At 72.1% G+C, this 23,330-nt stretch carries 21 protein-coding genes; 7 read left to right on the top strand and 14 right to left on the bottom strand.

From position 1 onward, the window contains the following. Nucleotides 1-18: 18 nt before the first annotated feature. Nucleotides 19-2,151, bottom strand: coding sequence for a transglycosylase domain-containing protein (locus tag EV376_RS29585; RefSeq protein WP_130328387.1), 2,133 nt, complete (start codon nucleotides 2,149-2,151; stop codon nucleotides 19-21). Nucleotides 2,152-2,273: 122 nt separating this feature from the next. Between EV376_RS29585 and cobC the strand changes: the two genes are divergently transcribed. The 3 genes from cobC to cobA are packed head-to-tail and all read left to right on the top strand — an operon-like array spanning nucleotide 2,274 to nucleotide 5,730. Further along, complete coding sequence (gene cobC, locus EV376_RS29580; protein ID WP_130328386.1) at nucleotides 2,274-3,392, top strand: Rv2231c family histidinol phosphate aminotransferase CobC; 1,119 nt, start codon at nucleotides 2,274-2,276, stop codon at nucleotides 3,390-3,392. After that, nucleotides 3,392-4,462, top strand: coding sequence for a nicotinate-nucleotide--dimethylbenzimidazole phosphoribosyltransferase (cobT, locus tag EV376_RS29575; protein ID WP_130328928.1), 1,071 nt, complete (start codon nucleotides 3,392-3,394; stop codon nucleotides 4,460-4,462). Before cobC ends, cobT begins: the two co-directional genes overlap by 1 nt. Next, nucleotides 4,459-5,730 carry a uroporphyrinogen-III C-methyltransferase gene (gene cobA, locus EV376_RS29570; protein WP_130328385.1) on the top strand — a complete coding sequence of 424 codons (1,272 nt, stop codon included), beginning with the start codon at nucleotides 4,459-4,461 and terminating at the stop codon, nucleotides 5,728-5,730. Before cobT ends, cobA begins: the two co-directional genes overlap by 4 nt. Nucleotides 5,731-5,820: 90 nt before the next feature. On the opposite strand, the gene otsB is transcribed toward cobA, so the two are convergent. Both otsB and EV376_RS29560 read right to left on the bottom strand, forming a co-directional pair. Further along, nucleotides 5,821-8,421 carry a trehalose-phosphatase gene (gene otsB, locus EV376_RS29565; RefSeq protein ID WP_130328384.1) on the bottom strand — a complete coding sequence of 867 codons (2,601 nt, stop codon included), beginning with the start codon at nucleotides 8,419-8,421 and terminating at the stop codon, nucleotides 5,821-5,823. Further along, nucleotides 8,418-9,818, bottom strand: a complete 1,401-nt coding sequence (locus tag EV376_RS29560; RefSeq protein WP_130328383.1) for a trehalose-6-phosphate synthase — start codon at nucleotides 9,816-9,818, stop codon at nucleotides 8,418-8,420. Before EV376_RS29560 ends, otsB begins: the two co-directional genes overlap by 4 nt. 312 nt (nucleotides 9,819-10,130) lie before the next feature. Between EV376_RS29560 and ettA the strand changes: the two genes are divergently transcribed. From ettA to EV376_RS29540, 4 genes are all read left to right on the top strand, one after another. Next, nucleotides 10,131-11,807, top strand: coding sequence for an energy-dependent translational throttle protein EttA (gene ettA / locus EV376_RS29555; RefSeq protein WP_130328382.1), 1,677 nt, complete (start codon nucleotides 10,131-10,133; stop codon nucleotides 11,805-11,807). 6 nt (nucleotides 11,808-11,813) lie between these two features. Then, nucleotides 11,814-12,260 (top strand): acyl-CoA thioesterase, encoded by a 447-nt coding sequence (locus EV376_RS29550; RefSeq protein ID WP_130328381.1) that lies wholly within the window; start codon nucleotides 11,814-11,816, stop codon nucleotides 12,258-12,260. Next, entirely contained in the window at nucleotides 12,257-13,003 is a 747-nt protein-coding gene (locus EV376_RS29545) for a DUF8185 domain-containing protein (protein WP_130328380.1), read from the top strand. Before EV376_RS29550 ends, EV376_RS29545 begins: the two co-directional genes overlap by 4 nt. Before the next feature lie 131 nt (nucleotides 13,004-13,134). Further along, on the top strand, nucleotides 13,135-13,722 hold the full coding sequence (locus tag EV376_RS29540; RefSeq protein ID WP_130328379.1) for a type III secretion system chaperone family protein: 588 nt from the start codon (nucleotides 13,135-13,137) through the stop codon (nucleotides 13,720-13,722). A 19-nt stretch (nucleotides 13,723-13,741) separates the two neighbouring features. Here the strand turns inward: EV376_RS29540 and EV376_RS29535 are convergent, their stop codons facing one another. From EV376_RS29535 to EV376_RS29485, 11 genes are all read right to left on the bottom strand, one after another. Then, complete coding sequence (locus tag EV376_RS29535; RefSeq protein WP_165438142.1) at nucleotides 13,742-14,173, bottom strand: globin; 432 nt, start codon at nucleotides 14,171-14,173, stop codon at nucleotides 13,742-13,744. Between the two features lie 48 nt (nucleotides 14,174-14,221). Beyond that, nucleotides 14,222-15,670: an MFS transporter gene (locus EV376_RS29530; RefSeq protein WP_130328377.1), complete on the bottom strand. Its 1,449-nt coding sequence runs from the start codon at nucleotides 15,668-15,670 to the stop codon at nucleotides 14,222-14,224. Nucleotides 15,671-15,887: 217 nt separating this feature from the next. After that, a complete protein-coding gene (locus tag EV376_RS29525; protein WP_130328927.1) occupies nucleotides 15,888-16,913 on the bottom strand; it encodes a mechanosensitive ion channel family protein in 1,026 nt (341 codons plus the stop codon). Nucleotides 16,914-17,167: 254 nt separating this feature from the next. Then, nucleotides 17,168-18,409, bottom strand: a complete 1,242-nt coding sequence (locus EV376_RS29520; protein ID WP_130328376.1) for a site-specific integrase — start codon at nucleotides 18,407-18,409, stop codon at nucleotides 17,168-17,170. Between the two features lies 1 nt (nucleotide 18,410). After that, a complete protein-coding gene (locus tag EV376_RS29515) occupies nucleotides 18,411-18,605 on the bottom strand; it encodes a helix-turn-helix domain-containing protein (RefSeq protein WP_130328375.1) in 195 nt (64 codons plus the stop codon). Then, nucleotides 18,602-18,805, bottom strand: coding sequence for a hypothetical protein (locus EV376_RS29510; RefSeq protein ID WP_130328374.1), 204 nt, complete (start codon nucleotides 18,803-18,805; stop codon nucleotides 18,602-18,604). Before EV376_RS29510 ends, EV376_RS29515 begins: the two co-directional genes overlap by 4 nt. An 88-nt stretch (nucleotides 18,806-18,893) precedes the next feature. After that, on the bottom strand, nucleotides 18,894-20,483 hold the full coding sequence (locus tag EV376_RS29505; RefSeq protein WP_130328373.1) for a replication initiator: 1,590 nt from the start codon (nucleotides 20,481-20,483) through the stop codon (nucleotides 18,894-18,896). Continuing rightward, nucleotides 20,480-21,370: a superantigen-like protein SSL4 gene (locus tag EV376_RS29500; protein WP_130328372.1), complete on the bottom strand. Its 891-nt coding sequence runs from the start codon at nucleotides 21,368-21,370 to the stop codon at nucleotides 20,480-20,482. Before EV376_RS29500 ends, EV376_RS29505 begins: the two co-directional genes overlap by 4 nt. After that, nucleotides 21,367-21,714 (bottom strand): RRQRL motif-containing zinc-binding protein, encoded by a 348-nt coding sequence (locus tag EV376_RS29495; RefSeq protein ID WP_130328926.1) that lies wholly within the window; start codon nucleotides 21,712-21,714, stop codon nucleotides 21,367-21,369. Before EV376_RS29495 ends, EV376_RS29500 begins: the two co-directional genes overlap by 4 nt. A 761-nt stretch (nucleotides 21,715-22,475) precedes the next feature. Continuing rightward, nucleotides 22,476-22,781, bottom strand: a complete 306-nt coding sequence (locus EV376_RS29490; RefSeq protein WP_130328371.1) for a hypothetical protein — start codon at nucleotides 22,779-22,781, stop codon at nucleotides 22,476-22,478. Next, complete coding sequence (locus EV376_RS29485; RefSeq protein ID WP_130328370.1) at nucleotides 22,778-23,299, bottom strand: DUF6197 family protein; 522 nt, start codon at nucleotides 23,297-23,299, stop codon at nucleotides 22,778-22,780. Before EV376_RS29485 ends, EV376_RS29490 begins: the two co-directional genes overlap by 4 nt. Nucleotides 23,300-23,330 lie beyond the last annotated feature (31 nt).

The raw sequence follows: 23,330 nt of genomic DNA, 5'->3' as shown, positions 1-23,330 counted from the left end.
GAGAGCGGGCGGGCCGGGTCAGCCGACGATGGCGTCGGAGGGTGGGGTGAAGTCGCGCTTGGGTTTGTCCTTCAGGGCGTCGCGCAGCGTGTTCGCCACCGCCTGGATCGGGACCTGTGACTGGCCGTCGCCGACCGCGTTGAACGGGTTGTCCGGGTCCGCGATGAAGCTCGCCGCGGCGAGTTCGGGGGTGAATCCCACGAACCAGGCCGACCGGGTGCTGTCCGTCGTACCGGTCTTGCCGGCGACCGGGCGACCCACGGTGCCGCGCACGCTGTCGGCGGTCGACCAGCCCCCGCAGCTTCCCTTCGCCGGTGTGTCCCCGGTGGGGCAGCGGGCGGCGTCGGTGGCGGCCCGGGCCGCGTCGGCGCTGACCACCTGGCGGCAGCGGGGCTTGGCGACCTCCCGCTCGATCCCGGACGCCGTCCGGTACATCGTCGGGGTGCCGTCCCGGTTGTAGATGGCCTGCACCGGGATCGCCTCGCAGTACCGGCCCTCGGCCGCGACGGTGGCGTACGCGTTGGCCATCTCCAGCGGCGTGGCGTCGGAGACGCCCAGCGTGAACGCACCCCACTTCTTCGCGTTCGCCGGGGACGCCTGCTCCCGGTCCACGTCGGTACGCCAGCGCAGGCCGAGCTGCTCGGCGAGGCGTACCGCCTTGTCCGCGCCGACCCGCTCCTCCAGCCAGACGAAGTACGTGTTCACCGACTTGCCGAAGCCGGACCACATGGTCTGCGTGCCGGACATGGCCCCGCTGGCGTTCGACGGCGCCCAGCCGTCGTAGACCGACGACTGGTACCGGTGCGGCGCGTTGAACGTCGTGTTCAACGTCATGCCGTTGTCGAGCGCGGCCAGCATCGGGAACATCTTGAACGTCGAACCCGCCTGATAGCCGGGCAGGTCACCGCCGCCGAGCAGGGGCGCGACGGTGTTCGGGTAGGTGGCCTTGACCTTCGGCCCGGCCTCCGGGTTGCCGCTCGGCCCGTTCTCGCTCAGGTCGAGGGAGTAGCGGCGGTTCACCGCCATCCCCTTCACCCGGCCGGTGCCCGGCTCGGTCACCACGATGCCGTTGGCGAACGGGCTGCCGATGTTCTCCTCGGCGCCGACGTTCTTCTCGGCCGCCTCCTGGATCTTCGGGTCGATGCTGAGCACGATCCGGTACCCGCCGCGGCGCAGCTTGTCCATCCGCTCCAGCCGGTTGGCGCCGAACGCGGGCTGGGCGCTCCACCAGTTCTTCACGTAGTCGCAGATGAAGCCCCAGCTGTTCCACTTGTCCGGCACGGAGGCGCAGTCGTTGGAGGGGTAGCTCAGCTTCAGCCGGATCGGCTCGGACTTCGCCGCCCGCGTGGAGTCGGGGGAGAGGTAGCCGAGCTGGGTCATCCGGTCCAGCACGTAGTTGCGGCGGGCCGTGGCCTCTTTCTGATCTGAGCTGGCCGGGTCGTACTGGGACGGCGACTTGACCAGACCGGCGAGGGTGGCGGCCTCGACGGGCGTCAGCTCCTTCGGGGTCTTGGAGAAGAAGATCTCGGCGGCGGCGTAGATGCCGTAGGCGCGGTGCCCGAAGTACGCGGAGTTGAGGTAGCGCTCCAGGATCTGCTCCTTGCTGAGCTCCTTCTCCAGGTCCAGGGCCATCCGCATCTCCCGGATCTTGCGGACGCTGGTCTGCTGGGTCGCCTCCTGCACCTCCTCCGGGGTCGTCGCGCTGTCCCGCAGCGCCATCCGGACGTACTGCATGGTGAGCGTGGAGGCGCCCTGGGAGACGCCGCTGGAGCGGGCGTTGGCGACGAACGCCCGCGCGACGCCCTTCGGGTCGACGCCGTGGTGCTGCCAGAAGCGGGTGTCCTCGGCGGCCACGATCGCCTGCTGCATGTTCGGCGAGATGTCGGCGAGCTTCGTGTACTGCCGGTACTCCTCGTAGAACATCGTCAACATCGTCTTGCCGTCCGGCGCGTACAGGTACGAGGTCTCGGCGGGCAGGGCGGTCGTGAGGATCTTCGTCTTGTGCTCCAGCGCGTGGGCGGTGACCTTGGCGCCGATGCCGGTGACGGCGGCGAGCGGATAGGCCACGGCGGCGACCACGACGCCGGCGATGAGCCCGGCGCGGAGGAGAGGGACGAGACGACCGGCGGAAGCAAGGGGTCGGTTGCTCACCCCGTCAAGTTATGACATTTCCGATTCACACCCGAGAAATATTCATAAACTGGCGGGCCCGTGATGCGGCCCACGTCGAGCGGCGCTGTCCCGCGCGCCGCCTTCCCGGCAGGATCGCGGTCATGCGTGGTCAGCCGATCGAGGCACCCCCCGGCGGCGTCCGCACCGTGACCGAGGTCGGGCTCGGCCGGCCGGCCGAGCCCGACCTCGGCCACCACGGGGACGCCGAGGCCACCCCCGGCCTGGTCGACCTGGCCGTGAACGTACGCCGGGCGCCGATGCCCGACTGGCTGGCCGACCCGATCACGGCCGCGCTCGGCGACCTGGCCGCGTACCCCGATCCCGGGCCGGCGCGGGCCGCGGTCGCTGCCCGGCACGGCCGCCCCCCGGCCGAGGTGCTGCTCACCGCCGGTGCCGCCGAGGCATTCGTGCTGATCGCTCAGGCGCTGCGCGAGGTCCGCCGCCCGGTGGTCGTGCACCCCCAGTTCACCGAGCCGGAGGCCGCCCTGCGGGCCGCCGGGCACCGGGTCGGGCGGGTGCTGCTCGACCCGGCCGACGGGTTCCGGCTCGACCCCGCCCGGATCCCGGAGGACGCCGACCTGGTCATGGTCGGCAACCCCACCAACCCGACCTCGGTGCTGCACCCGGCCGCCGACCTGGCCGCGCTGGCCAGCCCGGGCCGGGTTCTCGTCGTCGACGAGGCGTTCGCCGACACCACCACGGCGTCCGGGGCCGACGGCGAGCCGGAGTCCCTCGCCGGCCGCCGTGACCTGCCCGGCCTGCTGGTGGTCCGGAGCCTCACCAAGACCTGGGGGCTGGCCGGGCTGCGGGTCGGCTACCTGCTCGGCGAGGCCGCCCTGCTGGACCGGCTGGCCGCCGTGCAGCCGCTGTGGGCGGTCTCCACCCCCGCCCTCGCGGCCGCCGCGGCCTGCGCCGGGTCGCAGGCGGTCGAGGCCGAGCGCGCCATCGCCGACCGCCTCGCCGCCGACCGCGACCACCTGGTGGCGCGCCTGGCCGCCGTTCCCGGTGTACGCGTCGCCGGCCGGCCCGCCAGCGCCTTCGTGCTGATCCACCTGGCCGGCGCCGACGCGGTGCGGCTGGCCCTGCGCGAGCGCGGCTGGGCGGTCCGCCGCGGCGACACGTTCCCCGGTCTGGGACCGGACTGGCTGCGGATCGCCGTGCGCGACCCGGCGACGACCGACGCGTTCACCGAGGTGTTGGCGGAGATCCTGGAGGCATGATGCTGGAGACGACGACCGCTGCGATCGGGCCGCTCGACGAGCCGGCGATGGCCGCCGCGCGGGACCTGCAGAGCCGGCTGACCAAGCCGGCCGGCTCGCTGGGCGCCCTGGAGGAGCTCTCCGTACGCCTCGCCGGCCTGGCCGGCCACTGCCCGCCGCCGGTTCCCGAACGCGCCGCCGTGGCGATCTTCGCCGGCGACCACGGCGTGCACGCTCAGGGGGTGACGCCCTGGCCGCAGGAGGTCACCGCGCAGATGATCGCGAACTTCCTGGCCGGCGGCGCGGTGGTCAACGCGTTCGCCCGGCAGGCCGGCGCCTCGGTCGCCGTGGTGGACGTCGGGGTCGCGACCCCGCCGCTGGCCGGGCCCGCCCGGGACGTCGGGGCGCCCCGGCTGATCGAGGCCAACGTGCGGCGCGGCACCCGGGACCTGACCGTCACCGCGGCACTCACCCGCGACGAGGCCCGCGCCGCCGTCGAGGCCGGCATCCGGGTCGCCGGCGACCTGGTCGACGCCGGAGCCGGCATCCTGCTCACCGGGGACATGGGCATCGGCAACACCACGCCGGCCGCCGCCCTGGTCGCGGCGTTCGCCGGGGTCGATCCCGCCGAGGCGACCGGCCGGGGCACCGGGGTGGACGACCCGACGTACCGGCACAAGATCGAGGTGGTCCGGGCGGCGTTGCACCGGCACGACCCCGACCCGGCGGACCCGCTGGGCGTGCTGGCCGCGGTCGGCGGCCTGGAGCACGCGGCCCTGGCCGGGCTGATCCTGGGCGCCGCCGCCCGGCGCGTCCCGGTGCTGCTGGACGGGGTCATCGCCGGCTCGGCCGCGCTGGCCGCCGCGGCCTTCGCGCCGCACGCCACCGGAGCGATGGTCGCGGGACACCGCTCCGCCGAGCCGGGCGCCGCGGTCGCGCTGCGCCGGCTCGGGCTGACGCCGTTGATCGACCTCGGGCTGCGCCTCGGCGAGGGCACCGGCGCACTGCTCGCCCTGCCGGTGGTCACCGGCGCGGTGCGGGTGCTGCACGAGGTCGCCACGTTCGACTCGGCGGGAGTGGCCGAGAAGTGAGCGAGGGCGCCAACCCGTACCCGCTCGGCCTGCGCCTCGGGGGGCGGCGGGTGGTCGTGGTCGGCGGCGGCGCGGTCGCCACCCGCCGGGTGCCGGCGCTGCTCGACGCGGGCGCGGACGTCTTCCTGGTGGCGCCGGAGCTGACCCCGGCGTTGCGGGCCCATGCCGACGCCGGTCGGCTGCACTGGGCGCCGCGCCGGTTCGCCCCGGCCGACCTCGACGGCGCCTGGCTGGTGCAGGTGGCGGTCGACGACCGCCTGGCCGCGGCCTCGGTCAGCACGGCTGCGGCCGAGCGGAGGATCTTCTGCGTCCGGGCCGACGACCGGGTCGCCGCGACGGCGTGGACGCCGGCGGTCACCCGGCACGGTCCGGTAACGGTCGCGGTCCTCGGCGGCGGCGACCCGCGCCGCGCGATGACCGTCCGCGACGCGGTCCGCGACCTCCTCGGCGCACGGCAGGGTTCCGTCTTGACGCCCGCGGTAGAGCCCCGGGTTGACACCCCCGGCGGTCGGGTCGCCCTCGTGGGCGCCGGACCGGGCGACCCGGAGCTGATCACCGTCAAGGGCTGGCGGCTGCTCACCGAGGCGGACGTGGTCGTCGCCGACCGGCTGGTGCCCGGGCTGCTCCTGGACGAGCTGCGCCCCGACGTCGAGCTGGTCGACGCCGCCAAGATCCCGTACGGGCCGTCCCGGGCCCAGGAGGAGATCAACCGGATCCTGGTCGACCGGGCACGGGCCGGAAAGGTCGTGGTCCGGCTCAAGGGCGGCGACCCGTACGTCTTCGGCCGCGGTGGCGAGGAGCTGCTGGCCTGCGCCGAGGCGGGTGTGCCGGTGACGGTGGTGCCCGGGGTGACCAGCGCGATCGCGGTGCCGGCGGTGGCCGGCGTGCCGGTGACCCACCGCGGGGTGGCGCACGAGTTCACCGTGGTGTCCGGGCACCTCGCGCCGGACTCGCCGGACTCGCTGGTGCGCTGGGAGCACCTCGCCGGGCTGCGCGGCACGCTGGTGATCCTGATGGGGCTGAAGAACCTGCCGGCGATCGCCGCCACGCTGGTCGCGCACGGCCGCCCGGCGGAAACGCCGGCCGCGGTGGTGCAGGAGGGTACGACCGGCGCCCAGCGCACGCTCCACTCGACGCTGGGCGAGGTGGCGGCCGCCGTGGCCGAGGCCGGGCTGCGCCCGCCGGCGATCGTGGTGATCGGCGACGTGGTCGGCGCGCTCGGCTCGGCCGAGGACTTCGACACAGGCCCGGGGGCCCTTTGGAGGTGATGTCGCGAACGGATCGCTCCCCGATTCGTCGGCGACATCACCTCCAAAGGCGCTGCTCGGCGTACTCCGTCTCGCCGGGCGCCGGTCGGCTCACTGCTTGAGCATGTTGTCCAGCAGCAGCGCGCAGCGGACCAGACCGAGGTGGCTGTAGGCCTGCGGGTGGTTGCCCAGCCCGCGCTCGGCCAGCGGGTCGTACTGCTCGGGTAGCAGCCCGGTCGGCCCGGCGGTGTCGATCATCTGGGCGAACAGCTCCTCCGCGTCGGTGCGGCGGCCGGTGCGCAGGTACGCCTCGATCAGCCACGCCGTGCAGATGTGGAAGCCGCCCTCGCGGCCGGGCAGGCCGTCGTCCCAGTGGTAGCGGTAGACGACCGGGCCGCTGCGCAGGTCCGCCTCGATCTTGAGCACGGTCGACAGGAAGCGCGGGTCGTCGCCGGGGAGCAGGCCGGACAGCCCGATCCAGAGCGAGGACGCGTCGCTGTCCTCGTGCCCGTACGCGACGCTGTAGGCCTCGGCGTCCTCGTGCCAGCCGTACTCCAGGACGTTGGCGCCGATCCGGTCGCGCAGCTCGACCCACTCGGGCCGGTCCTCGCCGCCGTGCTGGCGTACGACGTGCAGCGCCCGGTCCACGGTCATCCAGCACATCACCTTCGAGAAGATGTGGTGCCGGGGCGGGAGGCGGGCCTCCCAGATGCCGTGGTCCGGCTCGTGCCAGCGCCGCCGGACCGCCTCGACCATGTTCTCCAGCACCCGCCACTCGTCGTCGCGGACCGAGCCGCGCGCGTCGGCGACGGCCGCGATCAGGTCGGCGATCGGGCCGAACACGTCGAGCTGGAGCTGGTGGTTGGCGAGGTTGCCGACCCGGACCGGCCGGGAGCCGGCGTACCCGGGGAGGGTGTCGATGACCGCCTCGGCGCCCAGTTCGTAGCCGTCGACGGTGTAGAGCGGGTGCAGCCGCTCCGGGTGCCCGCCGGTGCGCTCCACCACGCCGTCGATCCAGCGCAGCAGCCCTTCGGCCTCCTCCAGCGAGCCCAGGTCGACCAGGGCGCGGGCGGTGAGGGCGGCGTCGCGCAGCCAGCAGTAGCGGTAGTCCCAGTTGCGGACTCCGCCGAGCTCCTCGGGCAGCGAGGTGGTCGCGGCGGCCAGGATCGAGCCGGTCGGGGCGTGGCAGAGCCCGCGCAGGGTGAGCGCGCTGCGGGCGACCAGGTCCCGGGCGGTGCTCGGGAGTCGCAGCGAGGCGACCCAGTCCTTCCAGGGCTGCTCGGCGGCGGCCTGCCGCTCGTGGATCGGCAACCGGTGGTGCTCCAGGCTGTGCGTGCCGAAACGCATCTCCAGCACGATCTGCCCGCCGGCGGCGGCGAGGTCCACGACGGCCTTGGCGGTCTCGTACACGCCGTCGCCGGTGACCTCCCACTCGACGCCGGGAGAGTAGAGCGCGACCGGCTCGTTGGAGCCGAGCACCAGCAGGCCGTCGCCGAGCGGCTGCAGCTGCACGGCCACCTGGCCGAACTCGGGGCGGGGAGCGAACTCGAGGCGGACCCGGCTCCGGCCGGTGAGCACCCGGACGAGCGTCGAGTCGCCGCTGATGATCGCGGGGCCCTCCGGGGTGGTCTCGGTGGCCGGGATGTCGAGCCAGTCGGTCACGGTCAGGCCGGACCACCGGGTCTCCACGGTCATCGTGCCCGAGCGGTAGCGCTGCCCGAGCGGGATGCCACCGCGTTCCGGGGCGACGCTGAAGTAGCCGGCCGGGCTGCCGCCGACCAGGTCGGCGAAGATCGCCGCCGAGTCGGGCTTGGGGTTGCACAGCCAGGCGACCTTGGCCTCCGGGGTGAGCAGCGCGACGGTACGCCCGTTGGCCAGCATCGAGTGCCGCTCGATGGGTACCGCCCGCTCGCCGAAGAGCCAGTGCCGCCGGGTCTCCAGCAGCAGCCCGAGGGCCCGGGCCGCTTCGATCGGCTCGGCGACCCGGTACTGCGCCTTGGTCTCGCCCGGGCCGATCTTGATGCCGACGTCCGGCCCGGTCAGGTTGCCGAAGGCGTTCTCGTCGGTGACGTCGTCGCCGATGAACAGCACCGCGCTGGCGGAGAGCTGGGTGCGCAACTGGTCGACGGCGGTGCCCTTGTGGGTGGCGACCACCGACAGCTCGATGACCTCCTTGCCCTGGGTGACGGTCACGCCGTCCCAGGTCGCGGGGCCGCTGCGGACCGCCTCGATGCACGCCGCGGCGACCTGCGGATCGACCCCGCGGGTGTGCACGGCGACGCTGGCCGGCTTGCGCTCCAGGCGGACCCCCGGGTGGGTGCCGGCGATCTCGCGCAGGGCGTCGCGTAGCCGGGCGCGGACCGCGATCAGCTCGGGGGAGAGCCGCTCGACGAAGCCGATGTCGAACTCGGAGCCGTGGCTGCCGACCAGGTGCACCTCGCTGGGCAGCCGGGACAGGGCGGCCAGGTCGCGCAGCGCCCGGCCGGAGACCACCGCCACGGTGGTCTGCGGCAGCGCGGCGAGGGCGCGCACCGCGGCCACCGACTCGGGCAGCGGTACGGCCTTGCTCGGGTCCTCGACGATCGGCGCCAGGGTGCCGTCGTAGTCGCAGGCGACGAGGAGCTGCGGGACGCGGGCGATCCGGCCGATCGCGGCGCGCAGGTCGCGGTCGAGGGAGCCGGTGGGGGTTACGGTCTCGGCGGCAGCGTTCACGAGGCGTCCGCCTCGGGCACACCGAGCTCGGTGAGGAAGGACTTCGCCCAGTGCCCCACGTCATGGGTGCGCAGATGGCGTTGCATTGTCCGCATGCGGCGACGGGCCTCCGGCTTCTCCACGTGCACGGCCCGCAGCAAGGCGTCCTTGACCGCGTCCGGGTCGTGCGGGTTGCACAGGAACGCCTGGCGCAGCTCGGTGGCGGCGCCGGCGAACTCACTGAGCACGAGCGCGCCGCCCTGGTCGGCGCGCGATGCGACGTACTCCTTGGCCACCAGATTCATTCCGTCTCGCAGCGGGGTCACCATCATCACGTCGGCGGCGGCGTACATCGCGGCCAGCTCGGTGCGACTGTACGACTGATGCAGATAATGCACCGCGGGGACCCCGACCCTGCCGAATTCGCCATTAATCCGACCAACCTCGCGTTCGACCTTGACGCGAAGTGCCTGGTAGTGCTCTACGCGCTCCCGGCTCGGGGTCGCCACCTGCACCATAACCGCGTCCGGCACTGTCAACTTTCCGTCAGCCAGCAACTCGCGGAACGCCTTGAGCCGCAACTCGATGCCCTTGGTGTAGTCGAGCCGGTCGACGCCCAGGATGATCGTGCTCGGGTTGCCCAGCTCCTCGCGGATCTCCTTGGCCCGGGCCTGGATCGCCGGGTCCGCGGCGAGCCGCTCCATCTCCCGGGTGTCGATCGAGATGGGAAAGGCGCCCGCCTTCACCTGGCGGCCGTCGACCTGGATCATCTGCCCCTCGTAGCGCAGGCCGAGCAGGTGCCGGGCCAGCCGGACGAAGTTCTGCGCCGCCAGCCGCTGCTGGAAGCCCACCAGGTCCGCGCCGAGCAGCCCGCGGAGGATCTCCGTCCGGAAGGGCATCTGCATGAACAGCTCGATCGGCGGGAACGGGATGTGCAGGAAGAAGCCGATCCGCAGGTCCGGACGCAGCTCCCGGAGCATCGCCGGCACCAGCTGCAGCTGGTAGTCCTGCACCCAGACCGTGGCACCGTCGGCCGCGACGTCCGCCGCGGCCTCCGCGAACCGGGCGTTCACCAGGCGGTACGCCTCCCGCCACCGCCGCTTGTAGACCGGCGTCTCGACGGCGTCGTGATAGAGCGGCCAGATCGTCGCGTTCGACTGCCCCTCGTAGTAGCGCTCCAGCTCGTCCGCGCTCAGCGGCACCGGGTGCAGCCGGATCCCCTCCATGTCGAACGGCTCCGGCGCGGCGCCGGTGCCGCCGGCCCAGCCGACCCAGGTCCCCTGGTGCTCGGCGAGGACGGGATGCAATGCCGTGACGAGCCCGCCCGGGCTGCGTCGCCACTGCCGTCCCTCGGGTGTGCTCACCTCGTCGACCGGCAGTCGGTTGGCCACTACGACAAAGGAGCTACGGACGGTCACGTTCGGCCACCTCCGGGTGCTGACGAATCCACCGCAACGAGCGTACTGAGCGTAGCTGCGCCCTCTGGTGGCCCGTGCCGGAGTTACCTACCCGTCCCACCGCCGCCGAACCCCGGAACGTGATCTTGCCGACAACGGCTCGCCGGGCGCCCCTCAGGTGGGGTGATGTGGGCGGAGCACCGCGTACCTGTCAGGATTGACTGCGGCGTGTGCGCGGCCGGCTCCCGGCCGGTGGCGGCGGGCGGAGTCGCGGCCCGCGCGCCCGCGCGCCCGCAAGCCCGCGACCGCAGACCGACGGAGGTAGCCCGCACCGTGGCCCAGTTCATCTACGTCCTGGACAAGGCGCGCAAGGCGCACGGCGACAAGGTCGTGCTCGACAACGTGACGCTGAACTTCCTGCCGGGCGCCAAGATCGGTGTGGTCGGGCCGAACGGCGCCGGCAAGTCCAGCCTGCTCAAGATCATGGCAGGCTGGGACCAGCCGAGCAACGGCGAGGCGCGGCTGATGCCGGGCTACACGGTCGGCATGCTGGCCCAGGAGCCGCCGCTCAACGACGCGAAGACCGTGCTCGGCAACATCGAGGAGGCGGTCGCCGAGACCAAGGCGAAGCTGGAGCGGTTCAACAAGATCGCCGAGCAGATGGCGACCGACTACTCCGACGAGCTGATGGAGGAGATGGGCCGGCTCCAGGAGGAGCTGGACCACGCCGACGCGTGGGACATCGACTCCAAGCTCGAGCTGGCCATGGACGCGCTGCGCTGCCCGCCGCCGGACGCCGAGGTCACCCAGCTCTCCGGTGGTGAGCGTCGCCGGGTCGCGCTCTGCAAGCTCCTGCTGGAGACCCCGGACCTGCTGCTGCTCGACGAGCCGACCAACCACCTGGACGCGGAGAGCGTGCAGTGGCTGGAGCAGCACCTGGCGAAGTACGCCGGCACCGTCATCGCCATCACCCACGACCGGTACTTCCTGGACAACGTGGCCAACTGGATCCTGGAGCTGGACCGGGGCCGTGCCTTCCCGTACGAGGGCAACTACTCCACCTACCTGGAGAAGAAGGCCGCCCGGCTGGCCGTCGAGGGCCGCCGCGACGCCAAGCTGAAGAAGCGCCTCTCCGAGGAGCTGGAGTGGGTCCGCTCCAACGCCAAGGCCCGCCAGACCAAGTCCAAGGCCCGGCTCGACCGGTACGACGAGATGGCCGCCGAGGCGGAGAAGACCCGCAAGCTGGACTTCGAGGAGATCCAGATCCCGCCGGGCCCGCGGCTGGGCAACACGGTCATCGAGGTGCAGAACCTGACCAAGGCCTTCGGTGACCGGGTGCTTATCGAGGGCCTGAGCTTCTCGCTGCCGCGCAACGGCATCGTCGGCGTGATCGGCCCGAACGGCGTCGGCAAGACCACGCTGTTCAAGACGATCGTCGGGCTGGAGGAGCCGACCAGCGGCACGGTCCGCGTCGGCGACACGGTCTCGCTGTCGTACGTCGACCAGAGCCGGCAGGGCCTGGCCGGGGACAAGACGGTCTGGGAGGTCGTCTCCGACGGGCTGGACCACCTCATGGTGGGCAAGGTCGAGATGCCGTCGCGGGCGTACATCGCCGCGTTCGGCTTCAAGGGGCCGGACCAGCAGAAGCCGACCAAGGTGCTCTCCGGCGGCGAGCGCAACCGGCTCAACCTCGCGCTGACGTTGAAGATCGGCGGCAACGTGATCCTGCTCGACGAGCCGACCAACGACCTGGACGTGGAGACCCTCTCCAGCCTGGAGAACGCGCTGCTGGAGTTCCCCGGCTGCGCCGTGGTCATCTCCCACGACCGGATGTTCCTCGACCGGGTCGCCACGCACATCCTGGCCTGGGAGGGCGACGACCAGAACCCGGCGAAGTGGTTCTGGTTCGAGGGCAACTTCGAGGCGTACGAGAAGAACAAGATCGACCGCCTCGGCGCCGAGGCTGCCCGCCCGCACCGGGTGACCTACCGCAAGCTGACCCGGGACTGACCCGCCTTGGCTGACCGGTTCGTCTACCACTGCACGCTGCGGTGGTCCGACCTGGACGCGTACGGCCACGTCAACAACTCGCGCTTCCTCACCCTCTACGAGGAGGCGCGGGTGGCGTTGATGTTCGCCGGCGGCCGGGCGTGGGGAGTGGGCTCGTTCGCCGACGGCGTGGTGATCCGCCGGCACGAGGTCGACTACCTGCGGCCGGTCGACTACGCGCTCGGCCGGGCCACCGCGGAGGCCGCCCCGACCGTCCGGATCGAGCTGTGGGTGGCGGAGATCCGGGCCGGGGCCTTCACCGTCGCCTACGAGATGTACGACGGGGACGTCCTGGTCAGCAGGGCCCGCTCGGTCCTGGTGCCGTTCGACCTCACCCGGCAGCTGCCGCGCCGGTTGTCCCCGGAGGAGCGTGAGTTCCTGCGCACCTATGCCGTCGAGGACGGCCCGGCGTGACCGGCCCGGACGTCACGGGCCGCGGCACCGCCCGCCCGCCCGCCACCGGCCCGGATCACACCGCGCCGGGTGCCCCGGGCGGGCACGGGCTGAGCGGGGTCGCGGACGCCGGCGCGTTCCTGGCCCGGCTGGTCCGGCTGGACCGGGCGGCCCTGGTCCGGCTGCGGCCGGACGCGGCGTCGGGCCGTACCGTCCTCTGGGCCCGCCTGCCGTGGGGGGTGCTGGTGGCCCGCACGGTGGCCGGCACCGGCCCGGGCGACGTCACCGTGGCGGCCGGCGACCTGCTGGCGGAGCTGGCGGCGGAGAGCCGGGCGCTGCCCGCCCGCCGGGACGCGCGGTGGCGCTGGCCGCTCCCGCCGGCGGCCAGCCGGCAGGTGGAGACCCTGCCGGCCACCGAGGTCCGGCGGGTCGCCGAGGCCGCGGCGCAGGCCCTGCGCGACGCCTCCGCGCACGGCGTGGCGGGCCGGGCGGTCGGTCAGCGGATGCTGCGCGACGCCCTCCTCGACCACGTGCCGGTGGTGGTCACCCCGGACGACGCGCCCGGTACGCCGGTGGAGGTGCCCCAGCGGCTGGTCCAGGGGCTGGTGCGGATGGGCTTCCTCGGCGCGGACGAATCGGCCGAACGGGTCCAGGTACGCGCGGTCGGCCGATGGGTCGGCCTGGTCGGCCCGTACGGATCGGCATGGTCGCAGACAGCTACTGATCTTGCTGTCCGACCGACAGCCAGTCACCCGTTCGGATGACCCCCGATCATTCTTCTGTCCTGGGGCTGGCGTTGGGGGGATGCTTCCGCCCGGCTGTCCGGGTACCGTCCTTCCTCGGATCCAACGCACCGTAGGCGGCTGGATCCGCTGGGGAGTGAGGTGCGCGAGCGATGCCGTGGTGGTCATGGCGCCCCGGTCCCGCCAACGGCGGCGGTGAGCCGGACAGTCGTAGCGGGATCACAGTGGAAGGCGCCGTCCGGGTCGGCCCGCCGACCCCCCGTCAGCCCGGCGACGACTGCCCGGGTTCCGACCGGCCCTCGATCACGGACATGCCGGCCACGGTCGCGCCGGTGACGCTCAGCCGGGTCTGCGACGCGCTCGACCTGCTCGACGTGCGCTACCTGGCTGACGGCGACGGCAATCTGCTGGCGATGTGGGAGCGGCACGCCGTCCTGGTCACGCTGGAGGGCCCGGAGGACGAGATCCTGGTGATGCGGGCCCGTCCGCACGCGACGGTCCCGCCCGACTGGGAGGACCGGGCCTACCGCGTCGTCAACGAGTGGAACCACACCCGCCGCTTCTGCAAGGCCTACATCGGGGATCCGACCGAGCGTGGCCAGCTCCCCATCTACGCCGAGCTCCAGGTGCCGTTCAGCGCCGGTGCGCACGACGCGCTCCTGGTCGAGATGCTCGACTGCGGTGCCGCGGTGGCCACCAGCTTCGTCGACTGGCTGCACGACGAGGGCGCCCTGCTCTGACCGCCCGACGCCGTCCCGGTCACGCCGTGCCGGCCGGGTCCTCCATGACGTTGACCATGAAGTACGCGGCTCGTTCCAGGTAGTCCCAGAGGGCGGCGGCGAGGTCGGGCGGCAGGTCCAGCCGATCCACGGCCCGCCGCATGTGCAGCAGCCAGGCGTCCCGTTCGGCCGCCCCGATGCGGTACGGCGCGTGGCGCATCCGCAGCCGCGGGTGCCCCCGCTGCGCGGAGTACGTGTTCGGCCCGCCCCAGTACTGCATCAGGAACAGGGTCAGGCGGTCCGCCGCCGGCCCCAGCTCCTCCTCGGGATACATCGGCCGCAGCAGTGGGTCGGTGGCCACGCCCGCGTAGAACTCGTCCACCAGCTTGCGGAAGGTCGGCTCGCCGCCGACCGCCTCGAAGAAGGTCGTCGACGGACGAGGGCGGCCGGACTCACCTGCAGGATTCACCATTCCATCCTGCCAGGTTCCGCGAGCCGGCCCTTCGACGGCCGCTGTGGATCAGGTCACCGCCTGCCGGTGGCGCCCGGGGTCGCCCGGGAGACCGCCGTCCGGGTGCTCCCCGGTGCCGGGCAGCCCGGCGCGGGGCCGTCCCGGCCCGGCCGGCTGGCTGGACGGTTGCGGAGCGTCGGATGGCTTGGCGGCCTGGTCCGCCGCCGGGCCGTCGGGCTGCCCGCTCCGTTGACCGGCGGCGGCGACCGTCGCGTCGATGGTCGCCTTGCTCGGCCAGCTCAGCGCGGCGAAAGACATGAGCACCACACCCGCCGCGCTCCACGCACCGACCACCAGGGGAATGGAGAACCGCTGGGCGAGCAGCCCGGTCACCAGGACCGCCGCGCCCTGGATCACTTGGACACCGGTGGCCATGACGCCGAAGGCGCGGGCCCGGTAGCCGTCCGGCAGCGCCCGGACGAACAGCCCGTTCGCCATCGGCAGCATGCCGGCGACGGCGAACCCGCAGGCGGCCGCGAGCAGCGCCACCAGGACCGGTGGCGGGTTGAGCAGGGCGGGAACCAGGACCAGGGGGGCCAGCACGGCCAGTGGCCGCATCAGCGCGAGTCGCCGGGCCGGCGAGAACAACCGGCCGACGAGGAGGCCGCCGAGGATGAACCCGACCGGGTTGGCCGCCATGATGATCGCCTGCGCCGCGCCAGTGTCCATCTGGCCGGCGTGCCGCCCGGCCCACGCCGCCGCCAGGCCCTCGGGAACGATGGAGAAGAGCATCGCGCTGAAGACGAGGACGGCGATCGCGCGGAGCACCCGGCTGCCGAAGACGATCCGGAAGCCCTCGCCGGTCTCCCGGAGCAGGTGGCTGCGGTGCGCCGACGTCATCGAGGATGGTCGGTGCGACACACCGAACCGGATCAAAGCCGCCGACGCGGCGAAGGTCGCCGCGTTGACCAGCAGCGCCGCCGCCGGGTTGACGGTGGCGATGGCCGCGCCGGCCAGGTAGCCCACGACCTGCGCGGCCTGGCCCACGCTGGCGTTGACCGACAGCCCGACCACGAGCCGGTCACCGGTGAGGATGAGCGGCATCAACGCCGATCGGGCGGCCTGGCTCGGCGGGTTGGCGAGGGTGGCGGCGAACAGGAGCGCCAGGATCACCGGGCTCGGCATCCCAGGGATCGCGATGACCAGCAGCAGCGCCATGCGGACGAGGTCGCAGGCGACCATCACCCGCCGGTAGGGGTGCCGCTCGGCGAGGGTCGCGAGCAACGGGCCGCCGACGAGCCACGGCAGGTAGCTGACCGCGAACGCGGCGGCGGAGAGCGCCACCGACTGGGTCTGCCGGTAGATCAGCAGCGTGACCGCGGCCTTCGCGATATAGTCGCCGATCCAGGCCAGCGTGCTCGCCGTGAAGACGAACCGATACTCGCGCTGGGCGAACACCTCGCGGAAGGTAGCCGGCTCCTCCGCAGAAGGTCGCTCGTCGGACACCGTCGCCTCCATCGTTCCCTGGACCGGCCACTCGTGATGGTCGGGCCGGGGAACCGTCGTCGAATCTGCCGATCAGCGAGGACGTGGTCACGCTCCGAGGAGCGCGTGCACCGGATTCTGCCCGATCGTCCGACAACTGGCTAGGGCGGACGGGTTGATCGTCGCATCGCCGACTGAACGAACGGACGATACCCGAGGGGTCGGCCGGCCGTAACCCCACAGTTTCCGGTCAGGTCGCGCCGGCGGTGCCGGTCTCCCCGGCCGGCGGGACCGGCAGGCCCGGGAAGAGGCGGGCGGCGGCGATCCGGGCCGTGATGCCCGAGTTCTCCAGGGCCTCGGCCAGCCGGCGGCGCAGTTCCCGGGCCACCGCGAACTGTCCGTCCGCCGTCGTCTTCACCACCGTGCGGATCACCGCGCCGTCGACCGTCATCTGCTCGACACCCAGCACCTCCGGCGCCTCGACGATCTGCGGTGCCAGCTCCGGGTCCAGCGCGACCGACGCGGCGGCGGTCCGCAGCACCGCGGTCGCCTCCTCGGTGCTGGCGAAGCCGATCGGCAGGTCGACCACGACCAGCGCCCAGCCCTGGCTCTTGTTGCCGACCCGGACTATCTCGCCGTTGCGGATGTACCAGAGGACGCCGCGCCCGTCGCGGACGGTGGTCACCCGCAGCCCGACCGATTCGACCACGCCGGTCGCCTCGCCGAGGTCGACCGTGTCACCGACGCCGTACTGGTCCTCGATGAGCATGAACAGGCCGGCGATCAGGTCCTTCACCAGGCTCTGCGCGCCGAAGCCCAGCGCGACGCCGGCGATGCCGGCGCTGGCCAGCAGCGGCGCCAGGTCGAAGCTGAACTCCTTGAGCACCATCAGCAGCGCGATGCCGAAGATGAACGCGGTGGCGAAGCTGCTCAACACCGAGCCGATGGCCTCGGCGCGCTGGCGCCGGCGCTCCGGGACGAACTCGCCCGGCGCGGTCGCGCCGGTGGGGATCCGCTCGCGCAGCGGCCGCAGCATCGTGGGCACGCCCGCTCCGCTGGTCGTGCGGACGAGCCGCTTGATGGTCCGGCGCACGAGCCACCGGGCCACGGCGGCCAGCAGCAGGATCAGGATGATGCGCAGCGGCTTGACCAGGATCCAGTAGCTGCCCTCGGCGAACCAGACGGATCCGGTCAGGTCCCAGGCCCACTTGCACACCGTCTCGCCGAGGCACTCCGGGCTCGGCGATCCGTCCGGCGGGGGCGCGGCCGACGTCATCGGCACGGTGGAGGCGTACACCCTGTCTTCGTACCGTAAGGGGTCCGGGCGGCGACGGGCGACCCACCGCCGGGTGATCGGAGCCGGTCCCGGGTTCGTGTTCCAGGGCGAACCGGGTCATCAGCGGCAGAAGCCGGGACAGCTTCGGTGGGGGAGCCCGGATTAGTACGTGCAATCTCGGATCAGCCGGAACGGACCGCCCTTTACCTGCTGAAACGTCAGACCAAGGTCATCCGGCACAACCAGGGCACAACTCAGGCTTGATCTTGAATGCCGGGAGCGCTCCGCTGACTGCCCTTGCTCGGCCGCAGGATCTGCCCGACGAGGCCACGCGGCCGGTCGCTCTTGGGTAGCCAGTGGACGTAGGTCTCCAGCGTGATCCGCAGGCTGGCGTGCCGTAGCGCCTTCTGCACGTGCTGTGGTTCTACGCCGTTGCTGATCAGCGTGGTGGCGAAGAAGTGGCGCAGGGAGTGGAACGTGCCCTCCTTCGGCCAGCCGGCAGCGGACCGCCAGCCTTCCCACAGCTCCGACCAGTACCGATCGGTTATCAGCTTCCCGCGCGTGGTGGTGAACAGAAGGTCAACCGACCGGATCAGAGGCTTTCCGGTGGTGATGTCCGGAAGCTTGAATTCGACGCTGCCAACGTCTCTGAGATGCGCGGCCAGCTCCTCAGCGACTACCGCGTCCAGGTCGACTGTTCCCGCAGATCCACTCTTGGGCGGGGAGAGGTAGAAGCCGTCGAAGTGCTCCACCGAATGCCGTAGCTGCTGAACGACGTGCAGCTCCCCGTGGGCGATGTCCGCGCACCGGGGACCGGCTTCCAGCCCCAAGACCTCACCGATGCGGAGCCCTTCTCCCGCGCCCAACCAAATCGCTGCCCGGAATCGTCGGGGCACTACCTCGGTCAGCCTGAGCACCTGGTCCTCAGTCGGTACCCACTTCGGAGCGCGCGACATCCCGCGCAAGACCTGCGTCAGCTTCACACCGTCACAGGGATTGTCAGGGAGGACCTTGTCGATGACGGCCGCGTTCAGGATGGTCTTGAGTACCCCGAAGAACAGACCGATGGAGGACCGCGCGGTGCCATCGTCCAGCAGCCGACCGAGCCACGCCATAATGTCGGTCAGATTGATCGACCGAATGGGCCTGTCTCCGAACGTGGGCAGCAGGTGTTTTCGGAGGTTCTGCGGCACCCGCCGGCGTGTCTCGACACTCCAGCCCGATTCGCGGGACTCCTTCCATCGCTGCGCGTACTCAGCGAAGGTCAGCCGGACTGCCTCGCGGTTGACCCGCAGTTCTGGCGCTACGCCGGAGCGGCACGCCAAGTCGAAGGTTTCCGCGTCACGTTTGAGGTGGAACAGCTTTTCGCGGTCCTCGTTGTCCGTGGTCGTGTAGCGCACCCGCCAGCGCCGTCCTCGGCCGTGGCGTTTCGACGGGATCGGCTTCTTCGTGTCGGGATCACGTTTCTTGAGGTACCACAGGTCATCGATTGGCATGTCAGGCCGCCCGGTCTTCCAGCCACGCCCGGACCTCGACCGGGTCGTAGCGCAGATGCCGGCCAACCTTGAAAGCGCGGGGGCCGGTGCGTCGGTGCCGCCACTGATAGAGCGTGCCGACAGGAACGCGGAGAAACGCGGCCGTCTCGTTGATCGACCACAGTTCCGGCGACGGGAGGGGAGTGGGTGCGGTCATCGGGGCTCCTTTCGGGTGATGGTGATGTAGGCGCGGCTCTCGCCGCTGTAGCGGGCGGGGTGGGTGCTGGTGCGGCAGGTGATGCGCTCACGGCCGTAGTGCGCGGCGAGCTGAGCGGCGATGGTCGCGGCATGTGCCGTGACGGTGGCGGTCGGACCGATGAGCCGGACCGCGACCAGGGGGCGAGGGCGTGCGGGCATGACGTGCTCCTTCCGGGTATCCGGGGCGTTTCGCTTGTCCTCTGTGGAGTTGTCAAGGAACGGGTTCGCAGGCGTTGACACGTACGTGTCAAGCGGCCAGCGGTTGGCCGGTGCGGTGGGCGGTGACGCGCTCGTCGGCGAGGGCGTCGAGGCCGGCCTGGTGTCGGGCGCGGGCGAGGGCGGCGGCGGTGTTGGCGAGCAGGGCGTCGCCGGTGGTGATCCAGCCGGTGGCGTGGTAGCCGAGTTCGTAGATGACGCGCTCGGTCTGCTCGTCGTCCCAGGTGTGGGGGTGGCCTTCGGTGCGGCGCCAGATGGTGCGCTGCATGCGGATGAAGCCGAGGGTGGCGGAGAAGGCGCGGCTCTTGGTGGTGATGTGGCCGCCGTAGCCGAACTGGTGTGCCCACCGCCTGAGTCGGTGGTAGTCGGGGTGCTCTCCGAGGTTCCAGCAGGCGCGGATGAGCCGGCCGAGGTGCGTTGCCGGGTCGCCGTGGACCTGGACGGACAGGTCGTCGACGCGGCGCAGGCTCAGTCCGGTTACTTCGGTGCTCTTGGTGACGTACTTGGCGATGTAGCCGGTGATCTGGGCGAGGTTGATTTCGCCGCCGGGGGCGTTGACGTGTTTGATGTCCAGGCCCTTGTCACCCCAGGCGATGTGCCAGCCCTGCCCGTCGTTGGCCGGGTGCGGCTGAGAGGTGTAGGAGGTCTTGACGAACGCCGACCGGACGGCAGCCTCGAACATCTCGCGGGTGATCTGGCGGGGTGGGGGGACGATCGCGCCGGGGCAGTCGGGGTTCTCGCCGTCGAGGCGGATCAGGGCGTGGTAGTGGATGACGCCGCGTACCTGGAACTCGTAGACCTTGATGTAGCGGCGGCGCAGCTCGACGCCGTGAGCGCGGCCGAGTCGGCGGAGCTCGCGGTCGACCTGTTGGATGGTGCGTCGCCACAGTTCGGGGGCTTCGTGGTTCCAGACGACCTGCCCGTTGTGGTCGTAGCAGTCCAGGCAGAACGGCTGGCCGAGTTGGTTGTCGCCGGCCTTGTGACGGGCGGTGCAGCGCAGCTCGAGACCGTGGGGGCAGACGCGGCCAAAGGGGCGGCAGATCTCCGCGCGGCAGGTGCAGCCGTCTTTCTTCCGGCAGTCCGCGGCGTGGACCTTCACTGCCCGGTGGTGCACCGGCCCGAACGAGGGGGCGGTGGCGGTCAGGAAGATGGCGATGTGCTCGTGAAGCGGCGGGATGCCCCACCGGTCGCCCTGTAGGCCGGCTTTGATGAGGTGGTAGGTGTCGCGCCGGTAGACCTCGGCGCAGGAGGGGCAGACGGAGGCGCGGCGGTTGCCGCACGGGGTGTAGATCGCGCCGTCGGGCATGTCCTCGGTATCGACGGTGGCGACGCGGTTGCCGTCGCCGTCGGTGACGTGGATCTGTCCGGCGAGCCGGATGGGGTGCTTGCAGGCGGCGGCGGCGCGGACGTGACCGAGCCAGTCGTGGTAGTCGGGGTCCTGGGCGCGGGCGCGGCCGGAGGCGACGGTGCGCGGGTCGTGGCCGCGTACCCAGCCGTCACCGGCGGGGCGGGTGGTGGTGGGGGTGGCCCAGGGCCAGTAGCCGGCGTCAGGCTCGGCGGAGGCTCCCGTACCCGGGACCGTGGTGGTCCCGGGTGCGAGAGGCAGCGTCGAGGAGGTCACGCGGTGGCTCCCACGGCGGTGCCGTTGTGCGGTCGGTCGTTGATGGTCGGTTGGTTGGTGTTGAGGGCCGTCAGGAGGTCGGCGGCCGTGGCGGTGGGAACGCGCAGCCGGACGGCGAGTTGGCCGGCGGTGATGGGCTCACCGTGGGCTTTCTCGTGTGCGGCGGCGACGATGCGGGCGTTGGGCAGCAGTGCCGGCGCGGGGCCGGTGACGGCCGGCGTAGCCGGCGCGGTTGCCGGGGTCGGGTCCTTGTCGATGGTGTCCGGGGTGGGCTCGACCGTCGTCGGGATGTCGGTGTCCTCGCCAGAGGTGGGCAGGGTGATCGGTTCGCGGGTGGGTGCGTTGTCGGTGTTGGGGTTGGTGGCCGGGGTCGCGGCGGCCGGGCGGACCAGCGGCGAGGCCGGGATGTCGGATGACGGGGCCTCGGCGGCGGTGGCCGGCACCAGTGCCGGGACGGTTTCGGTGGGCCGGGTGGTGTGTTTGGTGGCGAGCAGGGCGACGGTGGCCATGAGCATCAGGCCATCGACGGCGAGGGGACCGAACCAGACGACGAGGGTCTCCTCGTTGTAGTGGTCGAGCAGTCCGGACAGGTGCCGGTAGGACACGAACGCGGCGACCAGGGCGACGGGCGGCAGCCCGACCCAGCGCAGCAGGTCCCAGCGCCAGCCCGAAGGCCAGGGCGTGCGGGCGAGGATCTCGACCGCGATGAACAAAAACAGCGGCCAGACGATCGCGGAGACGACCTTGCCGGGCTCCGGCGTCCAGTCGGCCGGGGCGTCCTTGGGGGCGATGAACGAGTGAGCGATGTTCGCGGCGACGGAGACAAGTCCGCCGAGAGTGAGGCCGAAGTAGGCCCAGCCGCGCGAAGGTCGAGTATTCGTGGTCATGAGGTCACCTCAGAGGCGCAGTCGAGGCAGATGCCGGTACGGCGGGGGATGTAGTAGGGCTTGACCTGCCGGCAGTCGGGGCAGGTACGCCGCGCGGTGAGCGCCTTGTCGATAGCCGCGCGTTGGGCGGCGGTGGCGGTGCGCTTCGGTTGCGCGAGGTCGAGACGGAACAGGTAGGCCACGCGCTTGCCGCGCCGCCAGAGGATCTGCGCGGCGGGTTCCTGACCGCCGGGGCGCAGCTGGCGGGCGCGCAGTTGCCGGCGCGTGAGCAGCCCGTCGGGGGCGAGTTTGAACGGGTAGGTCGGCAGGCCGAAGCGCTCGCCGGTGGGGTCGTAGAACACCATCGGGTCCTCCGAGTCGTCGTCGGCCTGGTCGTCGCCGGCGGTGGCGCCGGTGGCGAAGGTGGGGTGTTCGTAGGTGTCGCGGTCGATGTCCTCGGGCAGGAACGCCGCCGAGCAGACGGCGCAGACGATCGGCCCCTCTTCAAAGGCGGCCTGGGAGATGCGCAGCTTTCGCGGGCACTCGCACTCGCACGCCACGCCGTTGTTGTTGTTCGTCCGGGACTTGCCTTCCCCGGTGGGTTCGGGGTGGCGGTGAAAGCGCAGCGCCACCGACAGGCCCGCGATCTGCGGCCGGTAGCGGGCGCGGGTGAGGTCGGTCAGGGTGCAGGGGGAGTAGCCGAGCTTGTCGTCCTTGGTGGTGGACATGCCGAGTTCGGCCGCGAGGGTGGCGAATTTCTTGTTGTGCCAGCGGCCCTGCCGGGAGGTGTCCTGGATGCCTCGCACGTCGGCCAGGGCGTGGGTGGCTTCGTGCAGGAGGGTGGTGAACACGGCTTCCGGTTCGCGGGACAGGCCCTCGCCGGAGATGAGGATTTCGGGGAGTTGGGTGTCGCCAGCCTGCCAGCGCAGCGCGGCGAAGTGGCCCCACTTCATGCCCTGTTTGGGGCTGGTGGGTGAGCCGGAGCCGACGACGATCACGGCCGCCGGGACTTCCGGGTGCTGGTTGCGGATCGCGGCCCAGGCGGATTCGAGCGCGGAGATGAGCGCGGCAGTGGAGATGTCGTTTTGACACGTACGTGTCACGTCGGTGGTCTGGATGGCAGCAGTCATCGGGTCACCTCGGCGGGAAGCGCGGTGGACAGCCGGTTACCGGTCAGGTCGGCAAGCTGGTTCGGGGTCAGCGGGTCGAGCGCGTCAGTGCCGGCCTCGTGGCGGCGGCGACGCAGCAGGGGCCGCACGACGGCGGCGGACGGGCACAGCGGTCCCGTCTCGCTGTAGGGGTGGCCGCAGCCGGGGCAGGCCACCGGTACGGGCAGGCGGGCCGGGGTGTGGTCGGCCCAGATGGTGACGAGCTGGGCGACGGTGACGCCCAGGCCGGCGGTCAGGAGCCGGCGATCGAGACGGGCGCTCATTGGGCGGCCCGCCAGGCGAGGAAGCCTTCACGGGTGGGGTGCTTCTCGGCCCAGGCGCAGGCGTCGGCGTAGGTCTCGAGGTCGTCGGCGGTGGCGTGGGTCCAGTCGTAGTCGTCGGCCGCGGCGCGCAGGGTGGTGATGACCTGCTCGGCGGTGCGGCCGGGGCGGTCGTTCCACTCGAACGGGTCGGTGTCGGGGTCGCCGTCGTGGTAGGGCCGGGCCGGGTCGGGGCCGGCGGCGTCCAGGTAGCAGGTCAGGGCGTCGAGGGCGCGGGAGTAGCCGCGCGCGGCGGCGGGGTTCTTGTGCTCGTGCGGGACCGGGATGCGGTGGCCGTAGACGGCTACGGCGATCGCGCCAGCCGCGCAGGCCGGCGGGAACGGGTTGTCGGTGTGGGCGTAGTAGGTGCCCTGGTTCCAGCCGCGAAGTTCGAGGTAACGGGCGGCGCAGCGCAGGATGTCGGCCGGGGTCAGGTCGGCCAGCGCGCCGGAGGCGGTGGGCTGATTTTGGGTAGGGTTCATGGCGGCCACGTCCTTTCGTGGGCGGTGGTTG

The organism is Micromonospora sp. CNZ295, assembly GCF_004217535.1.
Note: the sequence above shows the minus strand (reverse complement) of the source record. Positions and strands in the feature narration are given on the sequence as shown.

What these genes read in the sequence shown, in the direction of transcription:
- cobC (WP_130328386.1), top strand. Translation starts at nt 2,274, where the DNA reads ATGCGTGGTCAGCCGATCGAGGCACCCCCCGGCGGCGTCCGCACCGTG.
- cobT (WP_130328928.1), top strand. Translation starts at nt 3,392, where the DNA reads ATGCTGGAGACGACGACCGCTGCGATCGGGCCGCTCGACGAGCCGGCG.
- EV376_RS29540 (WP_130328379.1), top strand. Translation starts at nt 13,135, where the DNA reads ATGCCGTGGTGGTCATGGCGCCCCGGTCCCGCCAACGGCGGCGGTGAG.
- EV376_RS29535 (WP_165438142.1), bottom strand. Translation starts at nt 14,173, where the DNA reads ATGGTGAATCCTGCAGGTGAGTCCGGCCGCCCTCGTCCGTCGACGACC.
- EV376_RS29530 (WP_130328377.1), bottom strand. Translation starts at nt 15,670, where the DNA reads ATGGAGGCGACGGTGTCCGACGAGCGACCTTCTGCGGAGGAGCCGGCT.
- EV376_RS29525 (WP_130328927.1), bottom strand. Translation starts at nt 16,913, where the DNA reads ATGACGTCGGCCGCGCCCCCGCCGGACGGATCGCCGAGCCCGGAGTGC.
- EV376_RS29520 (WP_130328376.1), bottom strand. Translation starts at nt 18,409, where the DNA reads ATGCCAATCGATGACCTGTGGTACCTCAAGAAACGTGATCCCGACACG.
- EV376_RS29515 (WP_130328375.1), bottom strand. Translation starts at nt 18,605, where the DNA reads ATGACCGCACCCACTCCCCTCCCGTCGCCGGAACTGTGGTCGATCAAC.
- EV376_RS29510 (WP_130328374.1), bottom strand. Translation starts at nt 18,805, where the DNA reads ATGCCCGCACGCCCTCGCCCCCTGGTCGCGGTCCGGCTCATCGGTCCG.
- EV376_RS29500 (WP_130328372.1), bottom strand. Translation starts at nt 21,370, where the DNA reads ATGACCACGAATACTCGACCTTCGCGCGGCTGGGCCTACTTCGGCCTC.
- EV376_RS29495 (WP_130328926.1), bottom strand. Translation starts at nt 21,714, where the DNA reads ATGGTGTTCTACGACCCCACCGGCGAGCGCTTCGGCCTGCCGACCTAC.
- EV376_RS29490 (WP_130328371.1), bottom strand. Translation starts at nt 22,781, where the DNA reads ATGAGCGCCCGTCTCGATCGCCGGCTCCTGACCGCCGGCCTGGGCGTC.
- EV376_RS29485 (WP_130328370.1), bottom strand. Translation starts at nt 23,299, where the DNA reads ATGAACCCTACCCAAAATCAGCCCACCGCCTCCGGCGCGCTGGCCGAC.